Source organism: Pseudoroseicyclus sp. CXY001, from assembly GCF_041714655.1.
Classification (GTDB): Bacteria; Pseudomonadota; Alphaproteobacteria; order Rhodobacterales; family Rhodobacteraceae; genus Pseudoroseicyclus_A.
In genome coordinates, this window is the sequence record NZ_CP168219.1 from 2648890 (window position 1) to 2674834 (window position 25945).

At 72.0% G+C, this 25945-nt stretch carries 23 protein-coding genes; 13 read left to right on the top strand and 10 right to left on the bottom strand.

Going from position 1 to position 25945, the window contains the following annotated elements:
- Positions 1-215 precede the first annotated feature (215 nt).
- Together carA and ACAZ03_RS12955 are read left to right on the top strand one after the other, a co-directional pair.
- Entirely contained in the window at positions 216-1391 is a 1176-nt protein-coding gene (gene carA / locus ACAZ03_RS12950; RefSeq protein WP_373354174.1) for a glutamine-hydrolyzing carbamoyl-phosphate synthase small subunit, read from the top strand.
- 75 nt (positions 1392-1466) lie between these two features.
- The gene (locus ACAZ03_RS12955; protein WP_373354175.1) at positions 1467-3230 is read left to right on the top strand and encodes a glycosyltransferase family 2 protein; all 1764 of its coding nucleotides are present in this window, start codon (positions 1467-1469) and stop codon (positions 3228-3230) included.
- Here the strand turns inward: ACAZ03_RS12955 and ACAZ03_RS12960 are convergent.
- A complete protein-coding gene (locus ACAZ03_RS12960; RefSeq protein WP_373354176.1) occupies positions 3190-3846 on the bottom strand; it encodes a GntR family transcriptional regulator in 657 nt (218 codons plus the stop codon). The two genes, ACAZ03_RS12955 and ACAZ03_RS12960, sit on opposite strands and share 41 nt — an antisense overlap.
- A gap of 94 nt (positions 3847-3940) precedes the next feature.
- On the opposite strand from ACAZ03_RS12960, the gene ACAZ03_RS12965 reads away from it, so the two are divergent.
- On the top strand, positions 3941-4579 hold the full coding sequence (locus tag ACAZ03_RS12965; RefSeq protein ID WP_373354178.1) for a pyrimidine 5'-nucleotidase: 639 nt from the start codon (positions 3941-3943) through the stop codon (positions 4577-4579).
- Positions 4580-4587: 8 nt separating this feature from the next.
- Here ACAZ03_RS12965 and ACAZ03_RS12970 read toward each other — a convergent pair whose 3' ends face one another.
- Positions 4588-4899 carry a hypothetical protein gene (locus ACAZ03_RS12970; protein WP_373354179.1) on the bottom strand — a complete coding sequence of 104 codons (312 nt, stop codon included), beginning with the start codon at positions 4897-4899 and terminating at the stop codon, positions 4588-4590.
- 116 nt (positions 4900-5015) lie between these two features.
- Here ACAZ03_RS12970 and ACAZ03_RS12975 point away from each other — a divergent pair, with 116 nt between their 5' ends.
- Positions 5016-6188, top strand: a complete 1173-nt coding sequence (locus tag ACAZ03_RS12975) for an FAD-dependent monooxygenase (RefSeq protein WP_373354181.1) — start codon at positions 5016-5018, stop codon at positions 6186-6188.
- Between the two features lie 87 nt (positions 6189-6275).
- Here the strand turns inward: ACAZ03_RS12975 and ACAZ03_RS12980 are convergent, their stop codons facing one another.
- Both ACAZ03_RS12980 and ACAZ03_RS12985 read right to left on the bottom strand, forming a co-directional pair.
- Entirely contained in the window at positions 6276-6731 is a 456-nt protein-coding gene (locus tag ACAZ03_RS12980; protein WP_373354183.1) for an Lrp/AsnC family transcriptional regulator, read from the bottom strand.
- Complete coding sequence (locus ACAZ03_RS12985) at positions 6728-7183, bottom strand: Lrp/AsnC family transcriptional regulator (protein ID WP_373354185.1); 456 nt, start codon at positions 7181-7183, stop codon at positions 6728-6730. Before ACAZ03_RS12985 ends, ACAZ03_RS12980 begins: the two co-directional genes overlap by 4 nt.
- A 127-nt stretch (positions 7184-7310) precedes the next feature.
- On the opposite strand from ACAZ03_RS12985, the gene ilvC reads away from it, so the two are divergent.
- The 4 genes from ilvC (at position 7311) to ACAZ03_RS13005 (ending at position 9488) form a co-directional block, all read left to right on the top strand.
- On the top strand, positions 7311-8333 hold the full coding sequence (gene ilvC / locus ACAZ03_RS12990) for a ketol-acid reductoisomerase (protein ID WP_373354187.1): 1023 nt from the start codon (positions 7311-7313) through the stop codon (positions 8331-8333).
- Between the two features lie 130 nt (positions 8334-8463).
- On the top strand, positions 8464-8832 hold the full coding sequence (locus tag ACAZ03_RS12995) for a hypothetical protein (protein WP_373354189.1): 369 nt from the start codon (positions 8464-8466) through the stop codon (positions 8830-8832).
- Between the two features lie 78 nt (positions 8833-8910).
- Positions 8911-9099: a type II toxin-antitoxin system HicA family toxin gene (locus ACAZ03_RS13000; protein WP_373354191.1), complete on the top strand. Its 189-nt coding sequence runs from the start codon at positions 8911-8913 to the stop codon at positions 9097-9099.
- Positions 9096-9488, top strand: a complete 393-nt coding sequence (locus tag ACAZ03_RS13005) for a type II toxin-antitoxin system HicB family antitoxin (protein WP_373354193.1) — start codon at positions 9096-9098, stop codon at positions 9486-9488. The genes ACAZ03_RS13000 and ACAZ03_RS13005 overlap by 4 nt, the downstream gene beginning before the upstream one ends.
- A 56-nt stretch (positions 9489-9544) precedes the next feature.
- Here the strand turns inward: ACAZ03_RS13005 and ACAZ03_RS13010 are convergent, their stop codons facing one another.
- The 4 genes from ACAZ03_RS13010 to ACAZ03_RS13025 all read right to left on the bottom strand — a co-directional run bounded on the left by ACAZ03_RS13010 (position 9545) and on the right by ACAZ03_RS13025 (position 13590).
- A complete protein-coding gene (locus tag ACAZ03_RS13010; RefSeq protein ID WP_373354195.1) occupies positions 9545-10855 on the bottom strand; it encodes an ABC transporter permease in 1311 nt (436 codons plus the stop codon).
- Positions 10848-11558, bottom strand: coding sequence for an ABC transporter ATP-binding protein (locus ACAZ03_RS13015; RefSeq protein WP_373354197.1), 711 nt, complete (start codon positions 11556-11558; stop codon positions 10848-10850). The genes ACAZ03_RS13010 and ACAZ03_RS13015 overlap by 8 nt, the downstream gene beginning before the upstream one ends.
- A 3-nt stretch (positions 11559-11561) precedes the next feature.
- Entirely contained in the window at positions 11562-11990 is a 429-nt protein-coding gene (locus ACAZ03_RS13020; RefSeq protein WP_373354199.1) for a hypothetical protein, read from the bottom strand.
- 103 nt (positions 11991-12093) lie between these two features.
- The gene (locus tag ACAZ03_RS13025; RefSeq protein WP_373354201.1) at positions 12094-13590 is read right to left on the bottom strand and encodes an alkaline phosphatase; all 1497 of its coding nucleotides are present in this window, start codon (positions 13588-13590) and stop codon (positions 12094-12096) included.
- Positions 13591-14014: 424 nt separating this feature from the next.
- Between ACAZ03_RS13025 and purE the strand changes: the two genes are divergently transcribed.
- Positions 14015-14491, top strand: coding sequence for a 5-(carboxyamino)imidazole ribonucleotide mutase (gene purE / locus ACAZ03_RS13030; protein ID WP_373354203.1), 477 nt, complete (start codon positions 14015-14017; stop codon positions 14489-14491).
- A complete protein-coding gene (locus ACAZ03_RS13035) occupies positions 14484-15542 on the top strand; it encodes a 5-(carboxyamino)imidazole ribonucleotide synthase (RefSeq protein ID WP_373354204.1) in 1059 nt (352 codons plus the stop codon). Before purE ends, ACAZ03_RS13035 begins: the two co-directional genes overlap by 8 nt.
- 208 nt (positions 15543-15750) lie before the next feature.
- Here ACAZ03_RS13035 and ACAZ03_RS13040 read toward each other — a convergent pair whose 3' ends face one another.
- Complete coding sequence (locus ACAZ03_RS13040) at positions 15751-16743, bottom strand: YcjF family protein (protein WP_373354206.1); 993 nt, start codon at positions 16741-16743, stop codon at positions 15751-15753.
- Between the two features lie 25 nt (positions 16744-16768).
- The gene (locus ACAZ03_RS13045; RefSeq protein WP_373354208.1) at positions 16769-18178 is read right to left on the bottom strand and encodes a YcjX family protein; all 1410 of its coding nucleotides are present in this window, start codon (positions 18176-18178) and stop codon (positions 16769-16771) included.
- 94 nt (positions 18179-18272) lie between these two features.
- Between ACAZ03_RS13045 and truA the strand changes: the two genes are divergently transcribed.
- The 3 genes from truA (at position 18273) to ACAZ03_RS13060 (ending at position 25881) form a co-directional block, all read left to right on the top strand.
- A complete protein-coding gene (truA, locus tag ACAZ03_RS13050; protein WP_373354210.1) occupies positions 18273-19040 on the top strand; it encodes a tRNA pseudouridine(38-40) synthase TruA in 768 nt (255 codons plus the stop codon).
- 215 nt (positions 19041-19255) lie between these two features.
- Positions 19256-21103 (top strand): autotransporter assembly complex family protein, encoded by a 1848-nt coding sequence (locus ACAZ03_RS13055; protein WP_373354211.1) that lies wholly within the window; start codon positions 19256-19258, stop codon positions 21101-21103.
- The gene (locus ACAZ03_RS13060) at positions 21103-25881 is read left to right on the top strand and encodes a translocation/assembly module TamB domain-containing protein (protein WP_373354213.1); all 4779 of its coding nucleotides are present in this window, start codon (positions 21103-21105) and stop codon (positions 25879-25881) included. The genes ACAZ03_RS13055 and ACAZ03_RS13060 overlap by 1 nt, the downstream gene beginning before the upstream one ends.
- The last annotated feature ends 64 nt before the right edge of the window (positions 25882-25945 follow it).

Here is a 25945-nt window from a genome sequence, read left to right on the forward strand (position 1 = left end):
CTCTGGGCCCCCTGCGGGGCGACAAGAGGCCCTTGTAACGATTTAGCAGCACGCCCACAACCGTGCCGCTCCGTCACGTCAACTTGCGCACCGCCCGGGTCAGCCCCCGTGCGCCCCCGTGCGGCCCCGCCCCGGCCCCCGCCAGCTTGACGCCCCCCGGGCCCGCTTCTAGATAGCCCGGAACACCCGACATGCCGCCGCCAAGGAGCGCCCCGATGCAAAACGCCGCCCCGGCCAGACCGACCGCCTGCCTGGCTCTCGCCGACGGGACGATCTTCTACGGCCGCGGCTTCGGGGCGACGGGCAAGGCGGTGGCGGAGCTGTGCTTCAACACGGCCATGACCGGCTATCAGGAGATCATGACCGATCCCTCCTACGCCGGGCAGATCGTCACCTTCACCTTCCCCCATGTCGGCAATGTCGGCACCAATCCCGACGATGACGAAACGGCGGAGCCGGCCGCCGCCGGGCTGGTGGTGAAGTGGGACCCGACCGAACCCTCCAACTGGCGCGCCGCGCAGGATCTGGAGGGCTGGCTCGCCTCCCGCGGCCGCATCGGCATCGGCGGCGTCGACACCCGCCGTCTGACCCGGGCGATCCGCCAGCAGGGCTCGCCCCATGCCGCATTGGCCCATGACCCGGAGGGGAATTTCGACATCGCCGCCCTGGTGGCGGAGGCGCGGGGCTTCCCCGGCCTCGTCGGGCTCGACCTCGCGAAGGAGGTCTCCACCCGCCAGAGCTACCGCTGGGACGAGATGCGCTGGGCCTGGCCCGCCGGCTACGCGCGGCTCGAGGCGCCCAAGCACCGCGTCGTCGCCATCGACTACGGCGCCAAGCGCAACATCCTGCGCTCGCTCGCCTCGGCCGGCTGCGACGTGACCGTGCTGCCGGCGACCGCCACGGCGGAGGATGTGCTGGCCCACGAGCCCGACGGCGTGTTCCTGTCGAACGGCCCGGGCGATCCGGCGGCGACCGGCGTCTATGCCGTGCCCGCGATCCGCGACCTGGTGGAGAAGACCGAGCTGCCGCTCTTCGGCATCTGCCTCGGCCACCAGATGCTGGCCCTCGCGCTCGGCGCCCGCACGGTCAAGATGAACCACGGTCACCACGGCGCCAACCATCCGGTGAAAGACATGGAGACGGGCAAGGTCGAGATAACCTCGATGAACCACGGCTTCACCGTCGACAGCCAGACCCTGCCCGTCGGCGTGAAGGAGACGCATGTGAGCCTCTTCGACGGCTCCAACTGCGGCATCCGCATCGAGGGGCGCCCGGTCTATTCCGTGCAGTACCACCCCGAGGCCTCCCCCGGCCCGATGGACAGCTACTACCTCTTCGAACGCTTCGCCGCCGCCATGGCCGAGCGGAAGGGCGCCGCCGTCGCCGGCTGAGCCGGCGGGAATTGGTTAATTTAACAATGCGTTAAGCATGCGGCGCCTAGGCTGGGTCACAGCCTGGGGAGGCCCATGCAACCCGAATCGACCCTTCTCTGGCGTGTCGAGCGCCCGGAGGTCCGCCCGCCCGCGCCCGAACGGCCCGACCCGCGCGGGCCCTGGCGGGTCGACCCCGTCGCCCAGCCTGCCGATCCCGCGCTGATTGCCCGGCTCGGCGGAGAGACCTGCATCGCCGACCAGGTTCTGCCATGGCGGCGCTGCGGCGGGGCGGTGCTGCTGCTCGCTGCCGAGGCCGGGGCGATCCGCCACCGGCTTCCGGCCTATGAGGCGGTGCTCGGCCCCGTGCGTCTGGCGGTGGCGGCGCCGGACAGGCTGCGGGCCGCACTGATGCGCGATGCGGGCAGCGGCGTCGCGGCGCGGGCGGAGATGCAGCTGCCGGAGGACCTGTCCTGCCGCGGGCTCGGCCGCCGCTCGGCGGAGGATCAGGCCCGGCTGGTGGCGCTCTGGCTTCTGCTGCCTCTTGCCGCGCTCCTCGCCGCGCCGCTCGCCGTCACGCTGGGGCTCTGCCTCTTCGCCAGCCTCGTCGGGCTCGCCTTCACCGGCCTCCGCCTCGCGGCGCTGATCCTCGGGCGGGCCGTCACGGCGCCCGCCGCCCAGGCTGGTGCGCTCCCCGAGCTCCTGCCCCGCATCTCGCTTTTCGTGCCGCTTTTCCGTGAGCGCGAGATCGCCTCCGCCCTCCTCCGCCGCCTCGGCGCGCTCGACTATCCGACCGACCGGCTGGACCTTTGCCTGATCCTCGAGGCGGACGACCCGCAGACCGAAGCCGCCATCGCCCGCGCCACCCTGCCCCCCCATGCCCGCGTCATACGCGTGCCGGAGGGGGGCCTGCGGACCAAGCCCCGGGCGATGAACTACGCGCTAACGCTGGCGCGCGGCCGCATCGTCGGCATCTACGACGCCGAGGATGCGCCGGCCCCCGACCAGCTCCGCCGCGTCGCCGCCCGCTTCGCCACCGCGCCGCCCCGGGTCGCCTGCCTGCAGGGCGCGCTCGATTTCTACAATCCGGGCGCCAACTGGGTCACCCGCTGCTTCACGCTCGAATATGCCGCCTGGTTCCGCGTCGTCCTGCCCGGGCTCGCGGCCATGGGCCTGCCCGTCCCCCTGGGCGGCACGACGCTGTTCCTGCGGCGCGACATCCTCGCCCGGCTCGGCGGCTGGGATGCGCATAACGTCACCGAGGACGCCGACCTCGGCCTGCGGCTCCACCGCGCCGGCTACCGCACCGAGCTGATCGATACCGTGACGAAGGAAGAGGCGACAGGCCTGCCCCGCCCCTGGATCAGGCAGCGCTCGCGCTGGCTGAAGGGCTATGCGATGACCTGGGCCGCCCATATGCGCGCGCCGGCGGCGCTCTGGCGCGACGTCGGCACGGCCGGCTTCTGGGCGGTGCAGCTCATCTTCCTAGGCACGCTGCTGCAATTCCTGCTGGCGCCGCTGGTGTGGAGCTACTGGCTTCTCGCCCTCGGCCTGCCGCATCCGCTGGCGGCCCTGCCGGGCTGGGCACTGGTGACGCTACTGGCGACGCAAGGCGCGGCGCTGGTGGTGAGCCTTCTCACCTTCGCCATCGCCGCCGCCCGCTCGGGCCGGCCCTGGCTCGCGTTCGCCTATCCGCTCCTCTGGATCTACTTCCCCATGGCCACGCTGGCGCTGCTCAAGGCGCTCTACGAGATCGTCGTGACGCCCTTCTACTGGGACAAGACCGCCCATGGCGTGATGGCGGAGGAGCCGCCCCCGCCTAGGGCCGCGCCGCCTCCACATCCCGCGCGTCGAGCTTGAGCCGGGTAATGAAGGCGCGCGAGATATGCTCGCGGAGCGCCTTGCAGGCGCCGTCGCCATCGCCCGCCTCGATGGCGGTCACGATGGTCTCGTGTTCGTCCAGCGTCCGCGCGCCCCGGCCCTCGGCGGCGATGGAGGTGCTGGCGAGGAGCGCCATCGAGCGGTGCACGAGGTCGAGCTGCCGCACGAGGAAGCGGTTGTGCGACGCCAGGTGGATCTGCTTGTGAAACCGCCGGTTGGCCCGCGCCATGGCGTCGGGGTCGCCCACCAGCGCCCGGTCGGCCTCCAGCATGTCGCGCAAAACGCGGATCTCCTCCGGCGTGGCATTGCGCGCCGCGAGCCGCGCGGCCAGCCCCTCGAGCTCGCCGCGCACGACGTAGAGCTCGGCGAGCTGGTTGTGATCGAGGCTCGCCACGATCATCGAGCGCCCGTCCCGCGTGAGGATCGCCTGGGTCTCCAGCCGCTGCAGCGCCTCGCGGATCGGCGTGCGGCTGACGCCGAAGCGCTCCGCCAGCTCGCTCTCCACCAGCCGGTCGCCCGGGCGGTACTGGCCGGCGTCGATGGCGTCGAGGATCAGCCGATAGGCATCTTTCTGGGGGGTCTTCTGGGTGGACATGGGCGCTCCCGAGGGGTGGCGGCGAGCCTAGGCCCCCCACACCGGCCGATCAAGCGGCCTTGCGCCGGCCGCCCCGGCGCGGCAGGGGAGGGGCATGTCCGGCTTCGATCATGTCCGCGTCTGGGTCTTCGACCTCGACAACACGCTCTACCCGCCCGCCGTCCGCCTCTTCGACCAGATCGAGGCGCGGATGCGCGCCTGGGTCGCGCGTGAGCTGGGCGTGAGCGAGGCGGAGGCCGACGCGCTCCGCTCCGCCTACTGGCGCGACCACGGCACGACGCTCGCGGGGCTGATGGCGATGCACGACATCGCGCCGGGGCCCTTCCTCGCCGATGTGCACGACATCGACTTCTCCGTCCTGCCGGAGGATCCGGCGCTGGCCGACGCCCTCGCCGCCCTGCCCGGCCGGCGGATCGTCTACACGAACGGCGACCGGCCCTATGCCGAGAAGGTGCTGGCGGCGCGGGGGCTCACCGGGCTCTTCGACGCGGTCTACGGCATCGAACATGCCGGCTACCGCGCCAAACCGGCGCAGGCGGCCTTCGAGGCGGTCTTCGCCCTCGACGGCCTCGCGCCCGCGGAGGGCGCCATGTTCGAGGACGACCCGCGCAACCTCGCCGTGCCCCATGCGCTGGGGATGCGAACGGTGCATGTGGCCCCCGAGCCCCTGCCGCAGGACCATATCCACCACCACACCGACGACCTCGCGGCCTTCCTCTCCCGGCTCGTCTGAGCGCGGGCCTAAGGCTTCGGGCAGGCCGCCTCGGCGCGGGGCCCGAAGACCGCCTCCGGCGTGCCGCCCGGCGGGAAGGCGGCATAGGCGGCCCGCGCCCGGCTCATGTCGACGGACCCGGCCGAGGCCTGATCGATGAAGGTGCAGCGGATCGGCGTGCCGTCCGGCAGCGTCGAGGCATAGGCCACCCCGAAACCGGGGCGAGAGATCATGGCCCCCGCGATCACCGCCTGGGTCTCGGTGATCTCCAGCGGCGTGAGCGAGCCGGGGCCCGTCGTGCAGGCGGCGAGGCAAAGCGGCAGGGCAAGAAGGCGTTTCATGGCAATCTCCATACGAAATGACCCGGCCATGCGACCCCGGACCCTGCCGTTGGGTCAAGACCTCCGGGCCGGGCCCGCCCCCTCGCGCCCGCCCGCGCCCGGGCGTAGAAGGGCGCATGGACAGCGACCTCCTCATCGCCGGCGGCGGCATCGCCGGGCTCACGTCCGCGGCCACCTTCGGCGCGGCGGGCTATTCCGTCACCCTCGTCGACCCCGCCCCGGCCGACGCCCCGATCGATCACCGCTCGACCGCTTTCCTGCAGCCGGCCCGGGCGCTTCTGGAGGAGGCGGGCATCTGGGCCCATCTCGCGCCCCATGCGACACCGCTGCGCATCATGCGCCTGGTGGATGCCGGCGGCCCCACGCCCGAGCCGCGCGTCGTCGCCGATTTCGACAGCCGCGAGGCGGGCGACGGCACCGAGCCCTTCGGCTGGAACATCCCCAATGCCCTCATCCGCGAGGCGCTGACGGCGCGGCTCGCCGAGCTGCCCGTGACGCTCCGCCAGGGCACCGGTTTCGCCGGCGTCACCCCGCGCGACGCCGAGGCGCTCGTGCGGCTGACGGATGGCAGCCGCCTCGCCACGCGGCTCCTCGTCGGCGCCGACGGGCGCGGCTCCGCCGTGCGCCAGGCCTATGGCATCGGGGTGGAGACCTTTCGCTACGGCCAGAAGGCGCTGGTCTTCACGGTCACGCACGAGCGCCCGCATGAGGAGGTCTCGACCGAGGTCCACCGGACGGGAGGCCCCTTCACGCTGGTCCCCCTGCCCGATATCGCGGGCCGCCCCGCCTCCGCCGTCGTCTGGATGGAGCGGGGGGAGGAGGTCCTCCGCCTCGCCGCCCTGCCGGAGGAGGCTTTCGCCGCCGCCGCCACCGAGCGCTCCGCCGGTGTGCTCGGGCCGCTCACGCTCGCCTCCCCCCGGCAGGCCTGGCCGATCATCGCCCAGCGCGCCACGGCGCTGACGGAGAAGCGCATGGCGCTGATCGCCGAGGCCGCCCATGTCGTGCCGCCGATCGGCGCGCAGGGGCTCAACATGTCGCTGGCCGACCTCCGCGCCCTCCTCGATCTGGCAACCCCCGAAAGCCTCGGCACGCCGCAGATGCTGGCCGCCTATGCCCACCGCCGCGCCCCCGACATCCGCACCCGCATCGCCGGCATCGACGCGCTCAACCGCGCCGCCATCGCCGGCCTGCCGCCCCTGCGCGATCTCCGCGCCGCCGCCTTGCAGGTGCTCCACGGGGCGGCGCCGGTCCGCCACGGCCTCATGCGGCTCGGCCTCGGCGCCTCCTGACCGCCTCCTTCATCTGGCCAAAAATACCTCGGAGGTGTGGAGGCAGAGCCTCCGCCCGGCCCGGCACGGGCCGGCCCCCCCGAATCGTCAGATCGGCCCCGGCCGCCGCTCCTCGCTCAACAGCACATTCGCCTCCAGAGCCCCCACCCCCGGCAGCGTCATGATCCGCCGCCGCAGCACCCGCTCGAAATCGGCGAGGTCGCGCGCCACGACGCGGAGACGGAAGTCGTAGAGCCCGAGCACATGCTCGACGAGCTGCACCTCGCGGATCGCCCCCACGGCGCGCTCGAAATCGGCGAGGTTGACCTGGCTCTTCGCGGCGAGCTTCACGCCGAGGAAGACCGTCACGCCGAAGCCCAGCGCCGCCGGATCGAGCCTCAGACGCCGCCCGGCGATCACCCCCGCCTCCTTCAGCCGCTTCACGCGCCGCCATGTGGCGGGCTGGCTCAGCCCCAGCCGCCGGCCGAGCTCCGCGGTCGGCAGGGAAGCATCGGCGACCAGAAGGCGCAGGAGCTGCCGGTCGGTCTCGTCGAGCTCGATCATAAGGGCAGCGCCTCGTCGCGCTTCACCTCGGTCAGCGTCATCAGGCTCTCGATATCGGCGATATGGGGCAGCGTGAGGATGCGCCGCCGGTAGATGTCCTGGTAATGGCCGAGGTCGCGGGCGATGACATGCAGCCGCACGTCGACGCGGCCGAGGAAGGTCTGGATCTCCGTCACCTCGGGGATCGCCCTAGCCCCCTGGAGGAAATCTTCGAACGCCCGGGGGGCGGTCTTGTCGAGCGTGATGCGCAGGCTCACGGCGACGGCATAGCCCAGCGCCCGCCAGTCGATCACCGCCTCCTGCCCCCGGAGCACCCCCGCCTCCTCCATCTTCGCCACGCGCCGCCCGGCCTTCAGCGCCGAGATCCCGGCGCGCTCGGCGAGCTCGGCCAGAGGCAGCTCCGGCTCGGCCTGCCAGAGGCGGAGGAGCCGCCTGTCCACATCGTCGAGCATGATATCTCCGGTTTTTCGCCAATCCGCGCATGATCGCATCCCGCGAGGCGCAAAATACCGCCAGCCTCCCTCTCGAAGCAAGGGGCGGGAGCGGCTACACCCGCCCGGCAAATCCAAGGAGGACCCGATGCGCGTCTATTACGATCGCGACTGCGATGTGAATCTCATCAAGGACATGAAGGTGGCCATTCTCGGCTACGGCTCGCAGGGCCATGCCCATGCGCTGAACCTTCGCGATTCCGGCGCCAAGAACGTCGCCATCGCGCTCCGCGAGGGCTCGCCCTCCAAGGCGAAGGCCGAGGCCGAAGGGCTGCAGGTCATGGGCATCGCCGAAGCCGCCGCCTGGTGCGACCTCATCATGTTCACCATGCCCGACGAGCTGCAGGCCGCGACCTACAAGAAGCATGTGCATGACAACCTCAAGGAAGGCGCCGCCATCGCCTTCGCGCACGGGCTGAACGTCCACTTCGGCCTCATCGAGCCGAAGAAGGGCGTCGACGTCATCATGATGGCGCCCAAAGGGCCCGGCCACACGGTGCGCGGCGAATACGTCAAGGGCGGCGGCGTGCCCTGCCTCGTCGCCGTCGATCAGGACGCGACCGGCCGCGCCATGGAGATCGGCCTCTCCTATTGCTCCGCCATCGGCGGCGGCCGCTCTGGGATCATCGAGACCAACTTCCGCCAGGAATGCGAAACCGACCTCTTCGGCGAGCAGGCCGTGCTCTGCGGCGGCCTCGTCGAGCTGATCCGCATGGGCTTCGAGACGCTGGTCGAGGCCGGCTACGAGCCTGAGATGGCCTATTTCGAGTGCCTGCACGAGGTGAAGCTGATCGTCGACCTCATCTACGAGGGCGGCATCGCCAACATGAACTACTCGATCTCGAACACCGCCGAGTACGGCGAGTATGTCTCCGGCCCGCGCATCCTCCCCTATGAGGAGACCAAGAAGCGCATGAAGGAGGTCCTGACGGACATCCAGACCGGCAAGTTCGTCCGCGATTTCATGCAGGAGAACGCCGTCGGCCAGCCGATGTTCAAGGCGACCCGGCGTCTCAACGACGAGCACCAGATCGAGCAGGTCGGCGAGAAGCTCCGCGGCATGATGCCGTGGATCGGCAAGGGCAAGCTGGTCGACAAGGCCCGGAACTGAGCTGAACCGCGGGGCCGGGGGGAGACCCCCGGCCCTGTCACGTTCCGGGGAGCGGCGCGACACATGGGCGACCGGCGCGCGGCGCGGGCGTATCCTGCCGCCACATAACGCCTGAACCCCGGAGGACCACATGACCAGACTGCTCCTAGCCGCTGCCGCCGGCCTCGCCCTGACCGGCAGCCTCGCCCTCGCCGCGCCGGAGGGCGTCGGCCCCACCGATGCCGGCGTCCTCGCCGATGCCGACGGCATGACGCTCTACACCTTCGACAACGACAGCGAGGGCACATCCGTCTGCTACGACGATTGCGCCGTGAACTGGCCGCCGTTCCTCGCCGCCGAGGGCGCCGAGGAAGGCGACGGCTACACGCTCGTCACCCGTGACGACGGCTCCCTGCAATGGGCGCTGGACGGCATGCCGCTCTACTACTGGATCGGCGACACCGCCCCCGGCGACACCAACGGCGACGGCGTCGGCGGCGTCTGGCACGTCATCCAGTGACGCGGCCCCGATGACCAGACGGCCCGGCAGCGATGCCGGGCCGTTTGCCTTTCCAACATCTTGCGCATATATTTGCGCATGAAGCGCAACAGCCGCCTCATCGTGAAACGGCTCGAGGCCGAAGGGTTCGAGCTCGTCTCGGTGCGCGGCTCGCATCACAAGTATCGCAAGGGCGCGCGGACGGTCATCGTCCCGCATCCGAAGAAGGACCTGCCGGTCGGCACGGCACGCGCCATCGCACGGGCAGCGGGATGGGAGACAGGATGAAGCATTTCATTGCCGTCGTGCATCAGGAGGGGGACAGCGCCTACGGCCTGCATTTCCCCGATCTGCCCGGCTGTGTCTCCGCCGCCGACAGGGTGGACGATCTCCTTCCCAAGGCAATCGAGGCGCTGCAGCTCTGGTTCGAGGACATGCCGCCTGTGTCCCCCGGGAGCATGGCCGACGTGCGGCGCGCGGCGGCGGAGGACATTGCCGCGGGCGCGGTCCTCATCGCCGTGCCGCTGATCCAGTCGGAGGCGAGGCCCGTCCGCGCCAATATCAGCCTCGACCGGGGCATGCTGGCCGCCATCGACGAGGCGGCAAGGGCGCGGGGGCTGACGCGGTCGTCCTTCATCGCCGAAGCGGCGCGGAAGGAGATCGAGGGCCGGCACTGAGGCGCCTCCGGATCTGACGCGCCCCGCCCGTAGGCCGGGCTTCAGCCCGGCCCCCCTCACGCCCGAAGCGCCCCCACGATCTCGCGTCTCAGCGCCCCCCAGGCGGGGAGGAGCGCCATCAGCGCCGTGAGGCTCACGAAGCCCGCCGCCATCTTCACCTCCGGCCAGCCAAGGGTGGCGGTGACGAGCACGTCCGTCCGCGCGGTGACCACTGCCGAGAGCCCCGCCGCCGCGCCGTAGCCGAGGGCGAGGCCGAGGAGGGTGCCGACCGACAGGAGCCCCATCGCGTAGCTCCAGACCACCGCCGCGACGAAGCGGGGCGGCGCGCCCAGGGCGCGGAGCAAAGCCAGCGCCCGGGCGAAGAGGCGGACGAGGATGGCCAGCGCCAACAGCACCGAGAGCGTCACCAGCACCTGCGCCGCCGTTGCCATGAGGCTCAGCGCCTCGCGCACGTCGCCGAGCCGCGCCTGAAGCCCCGCCAGCACGGCGCCGGGGAGGAAGGCCATCAGGTCGTCGCGGCCGTAGCGCGAAAGGAGCTGATAGGTGCCGCCCAGCGTCTGGGCCCGGACCAGCATCGCCGGGGTGCCGGGGAAATAGGCCGCATCGAACGGCGGGCCGATCTGCTCCTCCGCCTCCAGCGCATGGCCGTTGGCGAGGCCGTGGACCTCCCAGACCGCCTCGATGGGCACGATCACCGCCCGGTCCCAGGGGGAGCCGGTGGGCGCCATCCGGCCGACCACCTCGTAATGGTGGCCCTCGTGGGCATGTTCGTCGGCGGCATCGCCGGCGCCATGGGCCGGCTCGATCTCGTCGCCGAGCGCGAAGGGCGCGAAGGCGCCGATCACGGCCTCCTCATGGGCGGCGAAGCTGCGGCCCTCGGCGAGCTCGGGGGAGAGATGGGCGACGAAGGCGGCGACCGTGCCGACCACCGGCGCCGACCCGGCGCTGTCGCCGAAGGCGAGCGGCGCGGCGAGGGCGACATCGGGGTCGCCCGAGACCTCCGCGAAGGTGGGCCCGTCGATCAGCGGCATGTCCGAGGCCTGCAGATAGACCGCCGCCATCATCGCCGTCAGCTCGCTGCCGGGCGCGGCGAGGATGAGGTCGAACGGGTCGGCGGCGCGGGCGGTGCCGGCGCGCAGGCCCCTTTCGGCGGCGAGAAGCCCGGCGCCGATGGCGATGGCGGCGGCGATCAGCGCCACGAAGGCGAGGTTCGCCGGCAGGAAGCGCCGGCCCATGTCGCGGATGAGTGCCCCGGGGGCGAACCCCCGGAGGAGGATCACGGCGAGGATCAGCGCCGGGAGGAGAAGGGCGAGGGTAAGGAGCAGGTCCTCCGCCCAGAGCGGCAGCGACAGCCAGAGGTTACGCATGGGCGGGCACCTCGGCGAGGGGGCGGGCGGGCTCTGCCGCCGGGGCGCCGTCGCGGATCTCCAGCCGCCGGCCGAGCGCGGCGGTGAGGGCGGCATCATGGGTGACGGCGACGAGGGTCCGCGTGCCGGCGAGCCCGGCGAGGTCGGCGATCAGCCGGTCGGCGGCGGCGCGGTCGAGGCTGGCCGTCGGCTCGTCGGCGAGGAGCACCTCGGGATCGGCCGCCAGCGCCCGCGCGATGGAGACGCGCTGCCGCTCGCCGCCCGAGAGCGTCGCGGCGCGCTGGTGGAGCCTGTTGCCGAGCCCGAGCCGCTCCAGCCAGCCCTCGGCCCCGGCGCGGAGCGCCGCCCGCTCGGAGGGCGGCGCATAGGCGGCACTGAGCGCGGCATTGTCGAGCGCCGTCATCTCGTCGAAGAGCTGATGGTCCTGAAAGACCAGCCCGACCCGCCGGCGGCGCCAGCGGGCGCGGGCGGGGGCGTTCATCGCCGTGATCTCGTCGCCGCCCCAGACGATCCGGCCGGCGCTGGCGGGGATCAGCCCGGCGAGCGCGTAAAGGAGCGTCGACTTGCCGGCGCCGGAGGGGCCGTTCACGGCGAGGGCCTCGCCCGGGGCGAGCGCGAGGGCGGGGAGCGTCAGCAGGCGGCGCCCGCCGGCCTCGATGGCGAGGCCGTGGAGCGCCAGTGCGGCGCCGTTCGGGAATGTCATCGCTCAGACCCGGTCGAAGCGCGCTTCGGTCAGGCGCAGCCGGCTGACGAAGCCGGTGTCCGGCTCGGTCTCGGGGCCGAGCTCGAGGATGCCGGTGGTCAGGAGCTTCACGTTGAAGGGCTGGACGTCGTAGATCCGCCGCGTGTGGATGGCGGCGATGTCATCGGGCCATTCCGCCTCGGTCTCGCAGAAGGGGCAGACGGTCAGCGGCCGGCGGGTGAGGACGAAGAAGGTGCTGTCGGCCTTGAGCGGCGGCGCCATGTAGCCTTCGAGCGTGACCTCGCGCCCTTCGAGCGAGAGGGCGAGCTCGGTGAAGGTCATATCGCGGTTGTAGAGATCGCGCAGGAGGATGGCCTCGGCGGCGAGCGCCGGCCGGGCGGCGACTGCAGCGGCGGCGGCGGCGGACGTGGAAAGGAAGCGGCGTCGGTTCATGTCGGATGCTCCGGCTGCGGCGAGTCGCTGGCGGGCTCACCCTCAGGTCAAGGGAAACGGCGGGCCGCCGGAGAAGGCAGCCCGCCGCAGGATCAGGCGAGGGTCACTCGGCAGAGATCGCGTGGTTGATCACGTGGAAGATCTCGTTCTGCTCCATCGTGCCGTTGACGAGATGCGCCCAGGGGCCGTTGGCCCAGATGGCGACGTCTTCACCGGAATGCGTCTCGGAGCCCATCGGCACGAGCGCCTGCTGGAGGTAGTCGAGGTCGGTGGCTTCTTCCTCGGTCAGGTCGGGGCGGGCGCCGGACCAGGTGCCGTCTTCCTGCTCGGTGATGACCGAGCCGGCGCCGTTCAGGTAGCCGGCGACGGTGTAGGGCTTGCCGTCGGCCGCGAGGAGCGGCTCGGTGCCTTCCACGCCCTGGGTGTTCACGTCGAGGCAGAGGCCGAGGATGTCGGAGCCGCGGCCGCAATAGCCGTTGAAGGCGATGGCATGCTCGTGGTCGGCGGTGACGATGATCAGCGTCTCGGACGCGTCGGTCATGTCGATGGCCATCTGCACGGCCTCGGCGAAGGCGACACCGTCCGCCACGGCGCGGGCAAGGTTGCCGCCGTGGTTGGCGTGGTCGACCCGGCCGCCCTCGACCTCGAGGTAGAAGCCGCCCTCGTTCTGGGAGAGCGTCTCGATGGCGAAGGCGGTCATCTCGGCGATCGACGGCTCGTCGGAGCGGTCGGCCTCGTATTCCATGTGGGAATTCTCGAAGAAGCCGAGGATCGGGCCGGTCTCGAGCGAGGGCGTCAGGCCTTCGAGCGTCTCGGCGTTCCAGGCGAACTGGCCGCCCATCTCGGTGATTTCCGAGATCATGTCACGGCCATCGGCGCGGACACCGGTGTAGCCCTCGTCGAGGGTCACGTCGGCGGAGACGAAGTAGCGACCGCCGCCACCGAGGGCGAGGTCGAGCGTGCCGGCCTTCATGGCCTCGATCATCTGGGCGGCGATGTCGACCTGACCGCAGCCTTCCGGGATCGCGGTGTCGTCTTCCCAGTTCCGGTTCACGGTGCGGGCATAGACGGCAGCCGGGGTGGCGTGGGTGAGACGCGCGGTGGAGATGATGCCGACGGACTTGCCCATGTCGGTCGCGATCTCGGAGAGCAGCGTCAGCGGCGCGGCGTCGAGCCCGCCCTGGCAATCGTCGACCATGACGTCGCCGGTGACGTTGATCATCTCGTTGCGCTGCTTGATGCCGGTGTTCATGGCGCCGGCGGTCGGGGCGCTGTCGGGGGTCTGGCCGTTGATCGTGTAGGTCTTGACGAGGGCCGAGTTCGGGAAGGCTTCATAGGGCAGGACGTAATCGTCGCCGAGCCCGCCCGCCTGCTGGCCGGCGAAGAGCCGGACGGCATAATTCGTGCCGACGCCCATGCCGTCGGCGACGAACAGGATCACGTTGCGCGCGGTGCCGGTGTTCGGCGTGGCGGCGGCACGGGCCTCGACGGCGGCGGCGCCGTTGGTGAACCACTCGGAATCGGCCTGGACGATGTCCTGGGCGAAGGCCGGCGCGGCCAGCGCAACGAGCGCGACACTCGCCTTGAGCGAAGTTTTCATGGATGTGCTCCCCTGGGGTTTGCTTCGTGCGGCGAGGCTTAGGAGCGGCGGGACTCCGCGGCATGACAGGGAGGTAAACGTTTCATGACTTGGCGCCGGGGAAGCGGCGGGGGGCCGTAAGGGGAGGCGCCCGGGGGATTGCATCCCCCGAACCCCCTGCCCTCACGGGGGCTTGAGGGCCGCCGGCCCCCGTTTCCGGTAGGGGCCAGCCCCCACGCCCCCGAGGTATTTGGAAAGGGGCAGGAGCAAGAGCGCATCTGCCTCTGCCCCTTTTCAAATACCCTTCGCGGGTCGCCATTGGTTCGAGCCCCAATGGCGACGAGGGGCAGACGGCCCCTCGCGCCCGCCCTCTCCTCCGGCGCCGGCCATTGCGGCAGAAACCCGTGCCGCTATAGTGCCGCCTCCTGACGAGAGGGGGCGAGGCATGGCCGAGGTCGGCATCATCATGGGCAGCCAGTCGGACTGGGCCACAATGAGGGCCGCGGCCGAGGTGCTGGACGAGCTCGGTATCGCCCATGAGGCGCGCATCGTCTCCGCCCACCGGACGCCTGACCGGCTCTGGACCTACGGCAAGGAGGCGGCGGGGCGCGGGATCAAGGTGATCATCGCCGGCGCCGGCGGCGCGGCGCATCTGCCGGGGATGATGGCCTCGAAGACCCGCCTGCCGGTCATCGGCGTCCCCGTCCAGACCAAGGCGCTCGGCGGCGTCGATTCGCTCTATTCCATCGTGCAGATGCCGCGCGGTTTCCCCGTTGCCACCATGGCCATCGGCGGCGCGATGAACGCCGGGTTGATGGCGGCGGCGATCCTTGCGATCTCCGATGCCGCCCTCGCCGCGCGGCTGGAGGCCTGGCGCGAGGCGCTGGCCGCCTCGATCCCCGAGGTGCCGCAGGATGACTGAGCCGGCGCGCCGCATCGGCATCCTCGGCGGCGGGCAGCTCGGGCGGATGCTCGCCATGGCCGCCGGCAAGATCGGCCTCGCGCCGGCGGTGCTCGACCCGGCCGGGGACGCCCCCGCCGGCCAGGTCGCCCCGCTCACCGCGGCGCGCTGGGACGATGCCGAGGCGCTGGCCCGCTTCGCCCGCTCGGTCGACGTGGTGACCTACGAGTTCGAGAACATCCCCGAGGCGGCGCTCGACGCCATCGAGGCCATCGTGCCGATCCACCCGCCCCGCCGGGCGCTCGCCGTCAGCCAGGACCGGCTGGTGGAGAAGGACTTCCTCTCCGGCCTCGGCCTCACTACCGCCCCCTATGCCAAGGTGGACCATGAGGAGGAGCTCTCGCTCGCCCTCGCCACCATCGGCACCCCGGCGATCCTCAAGACCCGCCGGCTCGGCTATGACGGCAAGGGCCAGGCGCGGATCATGAGCCCGGGGGATGCGGAGGCGGCGCTCGCCGCGATGGCCGGCGCTCCGGCGGTCCTCGAGGGCTTCGTCGATTTCTCCGCCGAGATCAGCGTCATCGCGGCCCGGGGGCAGGACGGCCAGGTGGCCGCCTTCGACCCCGGCGAGAACCGGCACGAGGATGGCATCCTCCGCACCACCCGCGTCCCCGCGACTATCCCCGCGACGCTCGCCGCCGATGCGGTGCTGCTGGCGGGCCGCATCCTCAATGCGCTCGACTATGTGGGCGTCCTCGGGGTGGAGCTCTTCGTCACCCCTGGCCGGCTCGTCGTCAACGAGATCGCGCCCCGGGTGCACAATTCGGGCCACTGGACGCAAGCCGGCTGCCTTGTCGACCAGTTCGAGCAGCATATCCGCGCCGTGGCCGGGCTGCCTCTGGGCGACGGCGCCCGGCACAGCGATGTGGAGATGGAGAACCTCATCGGCGAGGACGTCGCCAAGGTCCCCCGCCTCCTCGCGGAGGGCGCGGACCTGCATCTCTACGGCAAGGCCGAGACCCGGCCCGGCCGGAAGATGGGGCACGTCAACCGGCTGATCCGCTATCCGTGAGGTCGGAGCGAGGGGCTGCCTGCCCCTCGTCGCCATCGGGGCTCGAACCAATGGCGCCAGCAATGGCGACCCCCGGAGGGTATTTGAGAAGGGGCAGAGGCAGCAGGAGCCCTTGGTCCTGCCCCTTTCCAAATACCTCGGGGGGTGTGGGGGCCCCCGGGGCCCCCACGACGGCGGGGGATTCGGGGGGCTGGCAAGCCCCCCACGCCTACCCCTCCGGCTCCGCCTTGCCGATCCCGAAAAGCCCCGTCAGCCCGCGGCTCACCAGATTGGTCACCGAGGGCTTCTTCAGCGCCACGAAGGGCAGCGGCCGGCAGATCTCCATCGCTGCCACGCCCACGCGGGCGGTGAGGGCACCGTTGACGATGCCCTCGCCGAAGCGGCGGGAGACGCGCGTCAGGATCGAGCCGCCGGCGACGGAATGGATGAGGTCGTCCCCTACCGCCACGGCGCCGGTCGCCACCAGATGGGTCAGCACCGCCCGCACCAGCCGCCAGGCGCCGAGCGTGCCGGCGCGGCCGCCGTAGATCTCGCCGATCCGCCGGATCATCCGCATGTTGGCGGCGAGCGCCGTGAAGACATCCGCCAGCGCCAGCGGCACCAGCGCCGTCGCCATGGCCACGGCGCGGGCCGAGGCTTCGATCTCGCGGCGGGCCTGCATGTCGAGCGGCTCGAGAAGCGAGCGCTCGGCGAGGGCGAGAAGCGCGCCCGCGTCCATCACCTCGTCCTCGGCATCCTTCAAGCGTTCGAGGCCCCAGGTGAGCTCCCCCCTGCCCCGGTAGAGGCGGGCCATGCCCTCCGCCACCGCCCGCGCCTCGGTCAGCGTCGCGGCCTTGGCGGCGGCGGTCTGCAGCGTCTCAAGCCGGCCGAGCCGGGCAAAGGCGGCGAGCTCGCGAAGGGCGATGAGCGCGAGGATCAGCACCGTCCCCAGCAGAAGCACCGTGGCGATGAGGCCGAGGAGCGGGTGGGAGGCGATGAGCGCGTCGATGGCGGCCCAGGCAGCCAGCGTCAGCGCGAAGAGCACGAGCGAGCCGAAGAAGCCCCAGAAGAGCCGGGCGAGCGGCGAGCGGCGGCGGGCGGCCATGGCGGCCGCCTTCTGCATCGCGGCGCCCTGCGGCAGCGCGTCGGGGACGGGCGGCGCCACGTCGGGCCGCGCGGCCTCGGTCTCGTCGAGCTCGATGGTGAAGGGGCCGCGGCTCATGGGGCCCCCCTTGTGCGGCTGCGCGTCACAACTTGTCTCCGAACAGGAACTCGGCGGCCGAATCGAGCCGGATATGCGGCGGGCCCTCGCCCGGCTTCAGCGTCACGCGGGCGGGGAGGAACTTCGCGGCGGCATAGCCGTCATCCGCCCAGGCCTCCTCCCCCGCCCGGGCGGGGTGGAGGAGATGGCCGGGATCGCTCGGCAGGGCGCCGGGGTGAAAGGCCACCTGCCGGTCGCCCGCCGTCCGCCCCTTCACGACGGCCATCTCCCGGCCGCCATGCATCACCTTGTCCTCGACCGTGCAGCGCAGGCTCGCGACCGACATCGCCGCCGTGGTCGCCCCGGCGAAATCCGCCCGGTCCTTCGCTTCGCGGAGGAGCGCGGCGGCGATATTGGCGAGCGCCGGATGCTGCTCGTGGTGGAGGTGGTCGGCCTTGGTGGCCGCGAAGAGGATCTTCTCGACCCGCTTGCCGCCGAGGAGCCGGCCGAGCCAGGAGGCGCGCCCCGGGCGGAAGGCGGTGAGGATGTCGGCCATGGCGAGGCGGAGATCCTCCACCGCGCGGGGGCCAGAATGGAGCGCGCCCAGCACGTCGATCAGCACGACCTGCCGGTCGATCCGCGAGAAATGATCGCGGAAGAAGGGTTTGACGACATGGCGCTTGTAGCTCTCGAAGCGCCGCTCGAACTCATGGGCGAGCGAGCCGCGGGGCGCCTCGCCGGGGGGGAGCGGCGCGAAGGTCAGGACGGGCGAGCCCTCCATGTCCCCCGGCAGGAGGAACCGGCCGGGCCCGAGATCGGCGAAGCCCTCCTTGCGGGCGGCCTGCAGGTAGTCGGTGAAAGCGCCGGCGAGCGCCTTGGCCTTCGGCTCCTCGAGCCGCTCGGCGGGCTCGGCCTCGGAAAGGGCCTTGAGCCAGGGCGCCGCCACGGGGCGGGCCGCGGCGCGGGAGAGGACCTCGGCCGACCAGTCGGCATAGGATTTCTCCATGAGCCCAAGGTCAAGGAGCCACTCGCCGGGATAATCGACGATATCGAGATGCACGGTCTGCGGCCCCGCGAGGCGCGAGAAGAAGCCGGCGGGCTCGATGCGGAAAGAGAGGCGCAACTGGCTGATCCGCCGCGTTCCCTCCGGCCAGGTGGGGCTCGCGCCCGTCAACCGCGCCCGGTGCTCTTCGTAATCGAAGCGGGGCAGCGTGTCGTCGGGCTGCGGCTGCAGCCAGACGGAGCGGACCTCGCCGGAGGCGGCGGCGCGCAGCGCCGGCATCCGGCCCCGGTCGAGAAGATTGGCGACGAGCGAGGTGATGAAGACGGTCTTGCCCGCCTCGCTGAGGCCCGTCACCCCGAGCCGCACGACCGGGTCCGAGAACGGCGCCGTCAGCCGTTCCGTCGCCCCTTCGACGCCGCGCAGGAGCCCCTCCGCCATGTTCGAGATGACCAATGGGGCCCCCTTCCTCGCTTGCAGGGCAATGTAGGGGCGCCACAAGCCCTTGTGTAGGGATTGATTTTGGCGCGAGCCCGGGCGAGGGAGGCGAATGCCCCGCTACGCCCTTCGCATCGAGTATCACGGCGCCCCCTTCGCCGGCTGGCAGCGCCAGTCGGACCAGCCCTCCGTGCAGGGCGCACTGGAGGCGGCACTGGCGAAGCTGGAGACAGGCGAACATGGCGTCGCGGCCGCGGGGCGCACGGATGCGGGCGTCCATGCGCGCGGCCAGGTGGCGCAGTGCGACATGGCGAAGGACTGGGAGCCCTTCCGCCTGTCGGAGGCGCTGAACCACCACCTCCGCCCCGATCCGGTGGCGGTGACGGCCTGCGCGCGTGTGGCGGAGGACTGGCACGCGCGGTTCGGCGCCATCGAGCGGCGCTACACCTACCGCATCCTCACCCGCCGGGCGCCGGCGGTGCTCGAGGCGGGGCAGGTCTGGCGCGTGCCGGGGCCGCTCGATGCCGGCGCCATGGCGGAAGGAGCGGCCCACTTGCTCGGCAAGCACGATTTCACCACCTTCCGCTCGTCGATGTGCCAGGCCAAGAGCCCGGTGAAGACGCTGGACCAATGCGAGGTCGAGGAGGTTGAGACCGAAGCCGGGGTGGAGATCCGCCTGCATCTGCGCGCCCGGTCGTTCCTGCACAATCAGGTTCGCTCCATCGCCGGCACGCTGGAGCGCGTCGGCTGGGGCGCCTGGCCGCCGGAGCGGGTGCGGGAGGCGCTGGAGGCCGCCGACCGCGCCGCCTGCGGGCCGGTCGCGCCGCCCGAGGGGCTCTGCATGACGGGCGTGAGCTATAAGGTCGATCCCTTCGGCTAGGCCCGGAATGTGCCAGCCGCCGGGGTGGCCGGTGGGCCTGTCTGCCCCCGTCGCCCCTGGCCGCTCCCACGAGGATTTGCGGGAGCACGGACGGGCAGCCGAAGGCGGGCGGCAGCGAAAATTTTTTTCGGCGGAACCCCGCCGTGGCAAAGAGTTGACTGGTCGCCGCCGGGGGGAACGTTAAACTCGACGGGACTGGAAGTTCGGGGGGCGCGATGAGCAGGCAGCGGATTTGGGGCAAGGGGCTGCGGCAGGGCGCGGCGACGGGTCTGGTGCTGGCGCTTCTCGGCGGCGCGGTGGCGGCGCAGGAGATCGAGCTGATCCTCCCCGACGGCACCGATGACCTCCGCACCAGCATCGAGAATGCCTCGCTGCTCTTCGCGCTCGAAAGCGCCGACATCCCCGAAAGCGGCCCGCCCTCGCCGGCGGATTACGTCGCCGCCGCCCGCGCCGATTACCGGCGCATCCTCACCGGGCTCTATGCCGAGGGGCATTACGGCGGCGCCATCTCGATCACCGTCGACGGGCGGGAGGCGGCAGGAATCCAGCCGCTGGAGGCCCCCGGCCGTGTGGAGCGCATCACCATCACCGTCAGCCCGGGGCCGGCCTTCACCTTCGGCCGGGCCGAGGTGGTGCCGCTGGCGCAAGGCACCGAGATGCCGGACGAATTCGCCGCCGGCGAGCCCGCCTATTCCGGCGTGATCGAGGAGGCCGTCGGCGCCGCGGTGGATGGCTGGCGCGAGGTGGGCCATGCCAAGGCCGAGCCCGGCGCGCAGGAGATCACCGCGATCCATCCCGAGACCCGGCTCGACGTCGCCGTTGCCATCCAGCCCGGGCCGCGGCTGAGCTTCGGGCAACTCCTCGTCTCCGGCAACGAGGCGGTGCGCACCGAGCGCATCATGGCTATCGCCAACCTGCCGTCGGGGCGCACCTTCTCGCCCGATGCGCTGACCCGCGCCACGCGGCGGCTGCAGCGCTCCGGCGCCTTCTCGACCGTCGCCATCCGCGAGACGGATGCCTACAACGCCGACGGCACGCTCGACATCTTGGTCGAGCTGGTCGAGGCGCCGCCGCGGCACCTGAGCTTCGGGGCCGAGCTCTCCTCCGTCGAGGGGGTGACGCTCAGCGCCTCCTGGCTGCATCGCAACCTCCTCGGGGGCGCCGAGAGCCTGGAGCTCTCCGCCGAGGTCAACGGCATCACCGGCACCTCCGGCGATGCCGATTACATCCTCTCCGTCGCCTTCGACCGGCAGGCGACCTTCCGGAACGACATCGACTTCTCGGCCGAGGTCACGCTCCAGCGCCTGCAGGAGCCGGAATATGCGCTCGACAGCTTCACGATCGAGACGGGCCTCACCCGCGAGGTGCTGATCGAGGATCTCATCATCACCGCCGGCCCGGGCTACACCTACGCCCGCGAGCGCACGCCCTTCCGCACCCGGGAATACCAGCTCCTGACGCTGCCGACCGGCGCGGAGTTCGACCGGCGGAACGACCCGCAGAACGCCACCGGCGGCTATTACGTCGATGTCGAGCTGACGCCCTTCTACGGGCTCGAGGGCATCGGCTCCGGCGGGCGGGCCTATATCGACGGGCGCTATTACCGCAGCTTCGGCGAGCGCTTCGTCCTCGCCATGCGCGGCCAGGCAGGCGCCGTGCTCGGCGTCGGGCCGGAGGAGGCGCCGGCCGATTACCTCTTCTATTCCGGCGGCGGCGGCACCGTCAGGGGCCAGCCCTACCAGGCGCTCGGCATCGAGATCACCGAGGATTTCGGCCAGGGGCCGGTCACGGTGGAGGTCGGCGGCGCGCTGTTCCTCGGGCTGCAATCCGAGGCGCGCTTCGCCATCAACGACAGCTTCGGCGCCGTCGCCTTCGTCGATGCCGGGCTCGTCGGGCCCGATCCCGGCGATCCTTCGGTCAACGACTGGCACGCCGGCGCCGGGCTCGGCATCCGCTACAACACTCCCATCGGGCCCATCCGGCTCGACCTCGCCACCCCCGTCACCGGCCCCCGGGCCTTCGAGCGGGTCGACGTCTATGTCGGGATCGGACAGAGCTTCTGATGCGCAAATTCCTTCGCCTCCTCGCCACTCTCACGCTTCTCGCCGCCCCGCTCTCCGCGCCGCCGGCGCTGGCGCAGGACAGCGGCATGAGCCTTCTGGAGGAGGCGGCCAATGCCACGTCGGATCAGGATTTCATCACACGGCTCATCACCGGGGCGCTGAGTGACACCGGGCGCAGCGTGGTGATCGAGGGGTTCGACGGCGCGCTGTCGTCGCGGGCGACCATCGAGCGGATCGTCATTTCCGATGCCGAGGGCGTCTGGCTGGTGCTATCCGGCGTCGTGCTCGACTGGGATCGCTCGGCGCTTTTGCGCAAGCGCATCGAGGTGGGCGAGATGAGCGCGGAGGTCATCCGCCTCGTCCGCCCGCCCGTCGCCAGCGCCGATGCGCCCGCACCGGAGTCCACGCCCTTCCGCCTGCCCGACCTGCCGGTCTCGGTCGAGATCGAGACGATCTCCGCCGGGGAGGTGGTGCTGGGCGAGGCCGTGCTCGGCGAGGAGGCCTCCTTCTCGCTCGACGGCACGCTCAGCCTGGTGGACGGCGAGGGCGAGGCGCGGATCCTCGCCAACCGGCTGGGTGGCGAGGGCGGCTTCGCCATCCGGGGCTCCTATTCCAACGAGACGCGCGTCCTGGGGCTCACCGTATCGCTGGAGGAGGGCGAGGGCGGCATCGTGGCGGGCCTGCTGAACCTGCCGGGCGACCCCGCGCTGCAGCTTGAGCTGACCGGCACCGGCCCGCTCGACGATTACAGCGCCGACCTGACGCTCGCCACCGACGGCGAGCCGCGGGTCACCGGCACCTTCGGGCTCGTAACGGTCGACGGCGCCAGCCAGCTCCGCGCCGATGTCTCGGGCGACGTGACGGCGCTGGTGCCGCCGCAATATGTGCCCTTCTTCGGGCCCGACAGCCGCATTGCCCTGCAAGGCCGCCGCGAGGCCGACGGGGCGCTGATTCTCGACAGCCTGACGGCGGAGGCGGAGACGCTCGACCTCACGGCCTCGGGCGCGCTTCAGCCTGACGGCTGGCCGGTGCTCCTCCATATCGACGGCAGCTTCGGCGCGGCTGATGGCGGCATGATGCTCCTGCCCTTCAGCGGCGGCGGCATCGAGGCGCGGCGCGCCGAGATCGCGCTCGACTACGACCAGGCGGAGGGCGACGCCTTCACGCTCGCCTTCACCGCCGAGGATTACACGCAGGCCGGCATCGACATCGGGGCGCTGCGGCTCGAGGGCTCCGGCGCCATCTCACCCGCGGCCGAGACCTTCTCGGCCGAGTTGCGCTACGGCGCCGAGGGGCTCGTCTTCGCCGATGCCGCCCTGTCGGAGGCCGTGGGGCCGGAGATCTCGGGCGAGATCGCGCTCGCGCAGCCGGCCGAGGGGCCGCTGGAAATCTCGCGCCTGACGCTGACCGGCCCGGGGCTGGAGCTGTCGGGCAGCGCCGCCGTCGACACCGCCTCCGAGCGGCTGCAATCGCGGCTCGACCTCGCGCTCGAGGCGGGCGACCTGTCGCGCTTCGCCGCCCTCGCCGGCACCGACCTCACCGGCGCCGCGGCGCTCGAGCTCGGTGCCGACATCGCGCTTCTCGACCGGGCCGGGCGCATCACGCTCGAGGGCACCACCGAGGGGCTCGGCATCGGCGTGCCGGAGCTCGACGGGCTCTTCTCGGGCGATGCGCGGCTCCAGCTCACCGCCGCCCGCGACGGATCGGGCACGCGCATCGAGGCGCTCAATCTGCGCAGCGACGGCGTTGTGCTGGTGGCGGAGGCGAACATCTCCTCCGCCTCGGCGACGGGGGATTTCTCGCTGACCCTGCCCGACCTCAGCCGCGCCCTGCCGGAGCTGAGCGGACCCGGCACCTTCAGCGGCACGGCGCGCTGGGGCGCCGCCTCCGGCGCCGAGATCAGTGCCGATCTGGCGGCCGATATCGTCAGCGCCGATATCGACGTCGTGCAGGACAGCGAGGGCTGGCGCGGCACGATCCTCGCCGCCGTGGCGGACCTCGCGCCCTTCTCCGACCTCGCCGGCCGGCCGCTGACCGGGGCGATCGACCTCGACATCGAGGGCCGGGCCGCCTCCGACTTCAGCACCTATGAGGGCCGGCTCGACGGCACGACGGAGGATCTCTCCATCGGCATCGCCGCGCTCGACCCGCTGCTCGCCGGCACCGGCCGCCTCGCCGCCCGGGTGACGGGCCGCGAGGGAGAGATCACCTTCGAGACGCTCTCGGCCCTGACGGACGAGCTGGCGCTCCAGGCCTCCGGCACGCTCGCCGGTGAGGACCTCGATGCGGAGTTCTCCGCCCGGCTCGACGACCTCGGCCTTCTGGCGCCCGGCCTCGACGGGCCGGCGACGGCAGAGGGCGAGGCGCGGCTCGCCGGCGGCGGCATTGACGTCACGGCCGACATCACCGCGCCCGGCGGGCTCGGCGGCGACCTGAGGCTCCTCCGCGAGGGGGAGAGCGGGCCGCTCTCCGTCGATGCGCGGCTCGCGGTGCCCGACCTCGCGCCCTTCTCCGATCTCGCCGGCCTGCCGCTCGGCGGCGCCGCCGAGATCACCGCCACGGGCGCCCTGCCCGAGGGCGGCGAGCGGCTGGAGATCGCGGTCAGCGGCACCACGCAGGACATCGCCATCGGCATCCCGCAGGTCGATGCGCTCCTCGCCGGGCCGGGTCGCATCGCCGCGACCATCGTGCGCGAAGGCGACGCCCTCTCCGCCGAGGGGATCGACATCGCCACGGAGACGGTGGCACTCACCGGCAGCGCCGCTCGTGCCGGGGACGGCGCGCTCTCGGCCGATCTGTCCGCCACGCTCCAGCCCGGGGCGCTGCCCGGCTCCAACGGCGGCGGGGAGCCTCTGGTGGTTGGCCTGCAGGGCGGGCTCGCGGCCGACCGGGCGCTCGACCTCACCGTCTCGGCCCGCGCCGGCTCCAACCGGCTCCGCGCCACGGCTGCGGGGCCCTTTGTGGCGGGCGACTGGCAGCTCGACACCAGCCTGACGCTGGACGCCCCCGAGCTCGCCGCCCTCGCCGGGCCCTTCGGCCTGCCCTTCTCGGGCCGGGTCACGCTCGATGCCTCGGGGAGCGTGCAGCCGAATGCCCTGACCTTCGCGCAGGAGGTCAATGCCAGCGCCTCGAACCTCGGCCTCGGCAGCCCGCTGGTGAACAGCATCTTCGCCGGCACCGGCACGCTCACGGCCTCGGTGGCGCGCGGGGCCGACGGGCTCATCACCTCCGACGGGGTGGCGCTGCGCTTCCCCAACCTCACCGTCAACGGTGCGGTGCGGCAGGAGGGCGACGGCGGCTCCGCCGATTTCGACGCCCGCCTTGCCGATATCGGCCTCCTAGCGCCCGGCTTCTCCGGCCCGCTCAGCGCCACCGGCGCGGCGGAGCTTTCGGGCGGCGCCTGGACGATCAGTGCCGATGTCGACGGGCCGGGCGGGCTCGGCGCCCGCATCGCCGGCAGCTACGGGCCGGCGGGCGCCGTCGATGTCTCCGCCACCGGGCAATTGCCGCTCGGGCTCGCCAATGCCTTCATCGAGCCGCGCCGGCTCGACGGGACGGCCAGCTTCGACCTCGCCCTCACCGGCACCTCGCTCGATGCGCTCTCCGGCACGGTCACGCTGAACGGCGCGCGGCTGTCGCTGCCCACCTTCACGCTGGCGGTGGAAGGGATTTCCGGCACCGTCTCACTCGGCGGCGGTCGGGCCGATCTGGCGCTCGCGGGGGGGATCTCCACCGGCGGGACGCTGGAAATCGGCGGCTCGGTCGGGCTCTCGGGCGGCTTCGATGCGGCCATCCGCGCGACGGCGAATGATCTGATCCTGCGCGACCCGGCGCTCTACGAGGCGCGGCTCAGCGCCGCCATCTCCATCGACGGCCCGCTCACGGGCGGGGCGCGCATCACCGGCCGGGCCGATCTGGCGGAGGCGGAGATCCGCGTCCCCTCCTCGCCCATCGGCCCGCTTGGCGACCTGCCGACCGTGCGCCACATCAATGCGCCGGCGACCGTGGCGACGACGCTGGACCGCGCCGAGCTGACCCTCGCGGGGACGGAGACGGGCGGCGAGGGCGGCGCCGGCGGCGGGGCGGCCTACGGGCTCGACATCACGCTGAGCGCCCCGAGCCGCATCTTCGTGCGCGGCCGCGGGCTCGATGCCGAACTCGGCGGCGAGCTGCGGCTGACCGGCACGACGGCCAACATCATCCCGACCGGGGCGTTCGAGCTGCAGCGCGGGCGGCTCGACCTCCTCGGCCAGCGCTTCGACCTCGACGAGGGCTCGGTGACGCTGCAGGGCAATTTCGACCCCTATCTCCGCCTCGTGGCGCGGACGGAGGCCCCGAACGGCACGGTCGTGACCATCACGGTCGAAGGCCCGGCGCTGGAGCCTGATGTGACCTTCGATTCCGAGCCGAGCCTGCCGCAGGACGAGGTGCTCTCGCAGCTTCTCTTCGGCACCTCGATCGCCGACATCTCGCCGCTCCAGGCTGTGCAGCTCGCCTCGGCGGTCTCGACGCTGGCCGGGCGCGGCGGCGTCGGCGTGCTCGGGCGGCTGCGGATGGGTCTGGGGCTCGACGACCTCGACGTGCAGACCGACGAGGAGGGCAACACCGCCATCCAGGCCGGCAAGTACATCTCCGAGAACATCTATGCCGACATCACGCTCGGCGACGAGACGGCGGTGACGCTGAACCTCGACGTGACGGACAACGTCACGGTGCGGGGCGGCGTCTCGTCGGACGGGGAATCCCGGCTCGGGGTGTTCTACGAGCTCGATTACTGACGGAAGGCGCCGGGTGAGGGTGCAGGAGCGAGGGGCTGCCTGCCCCTCGCGCTCCCCGGAGGGT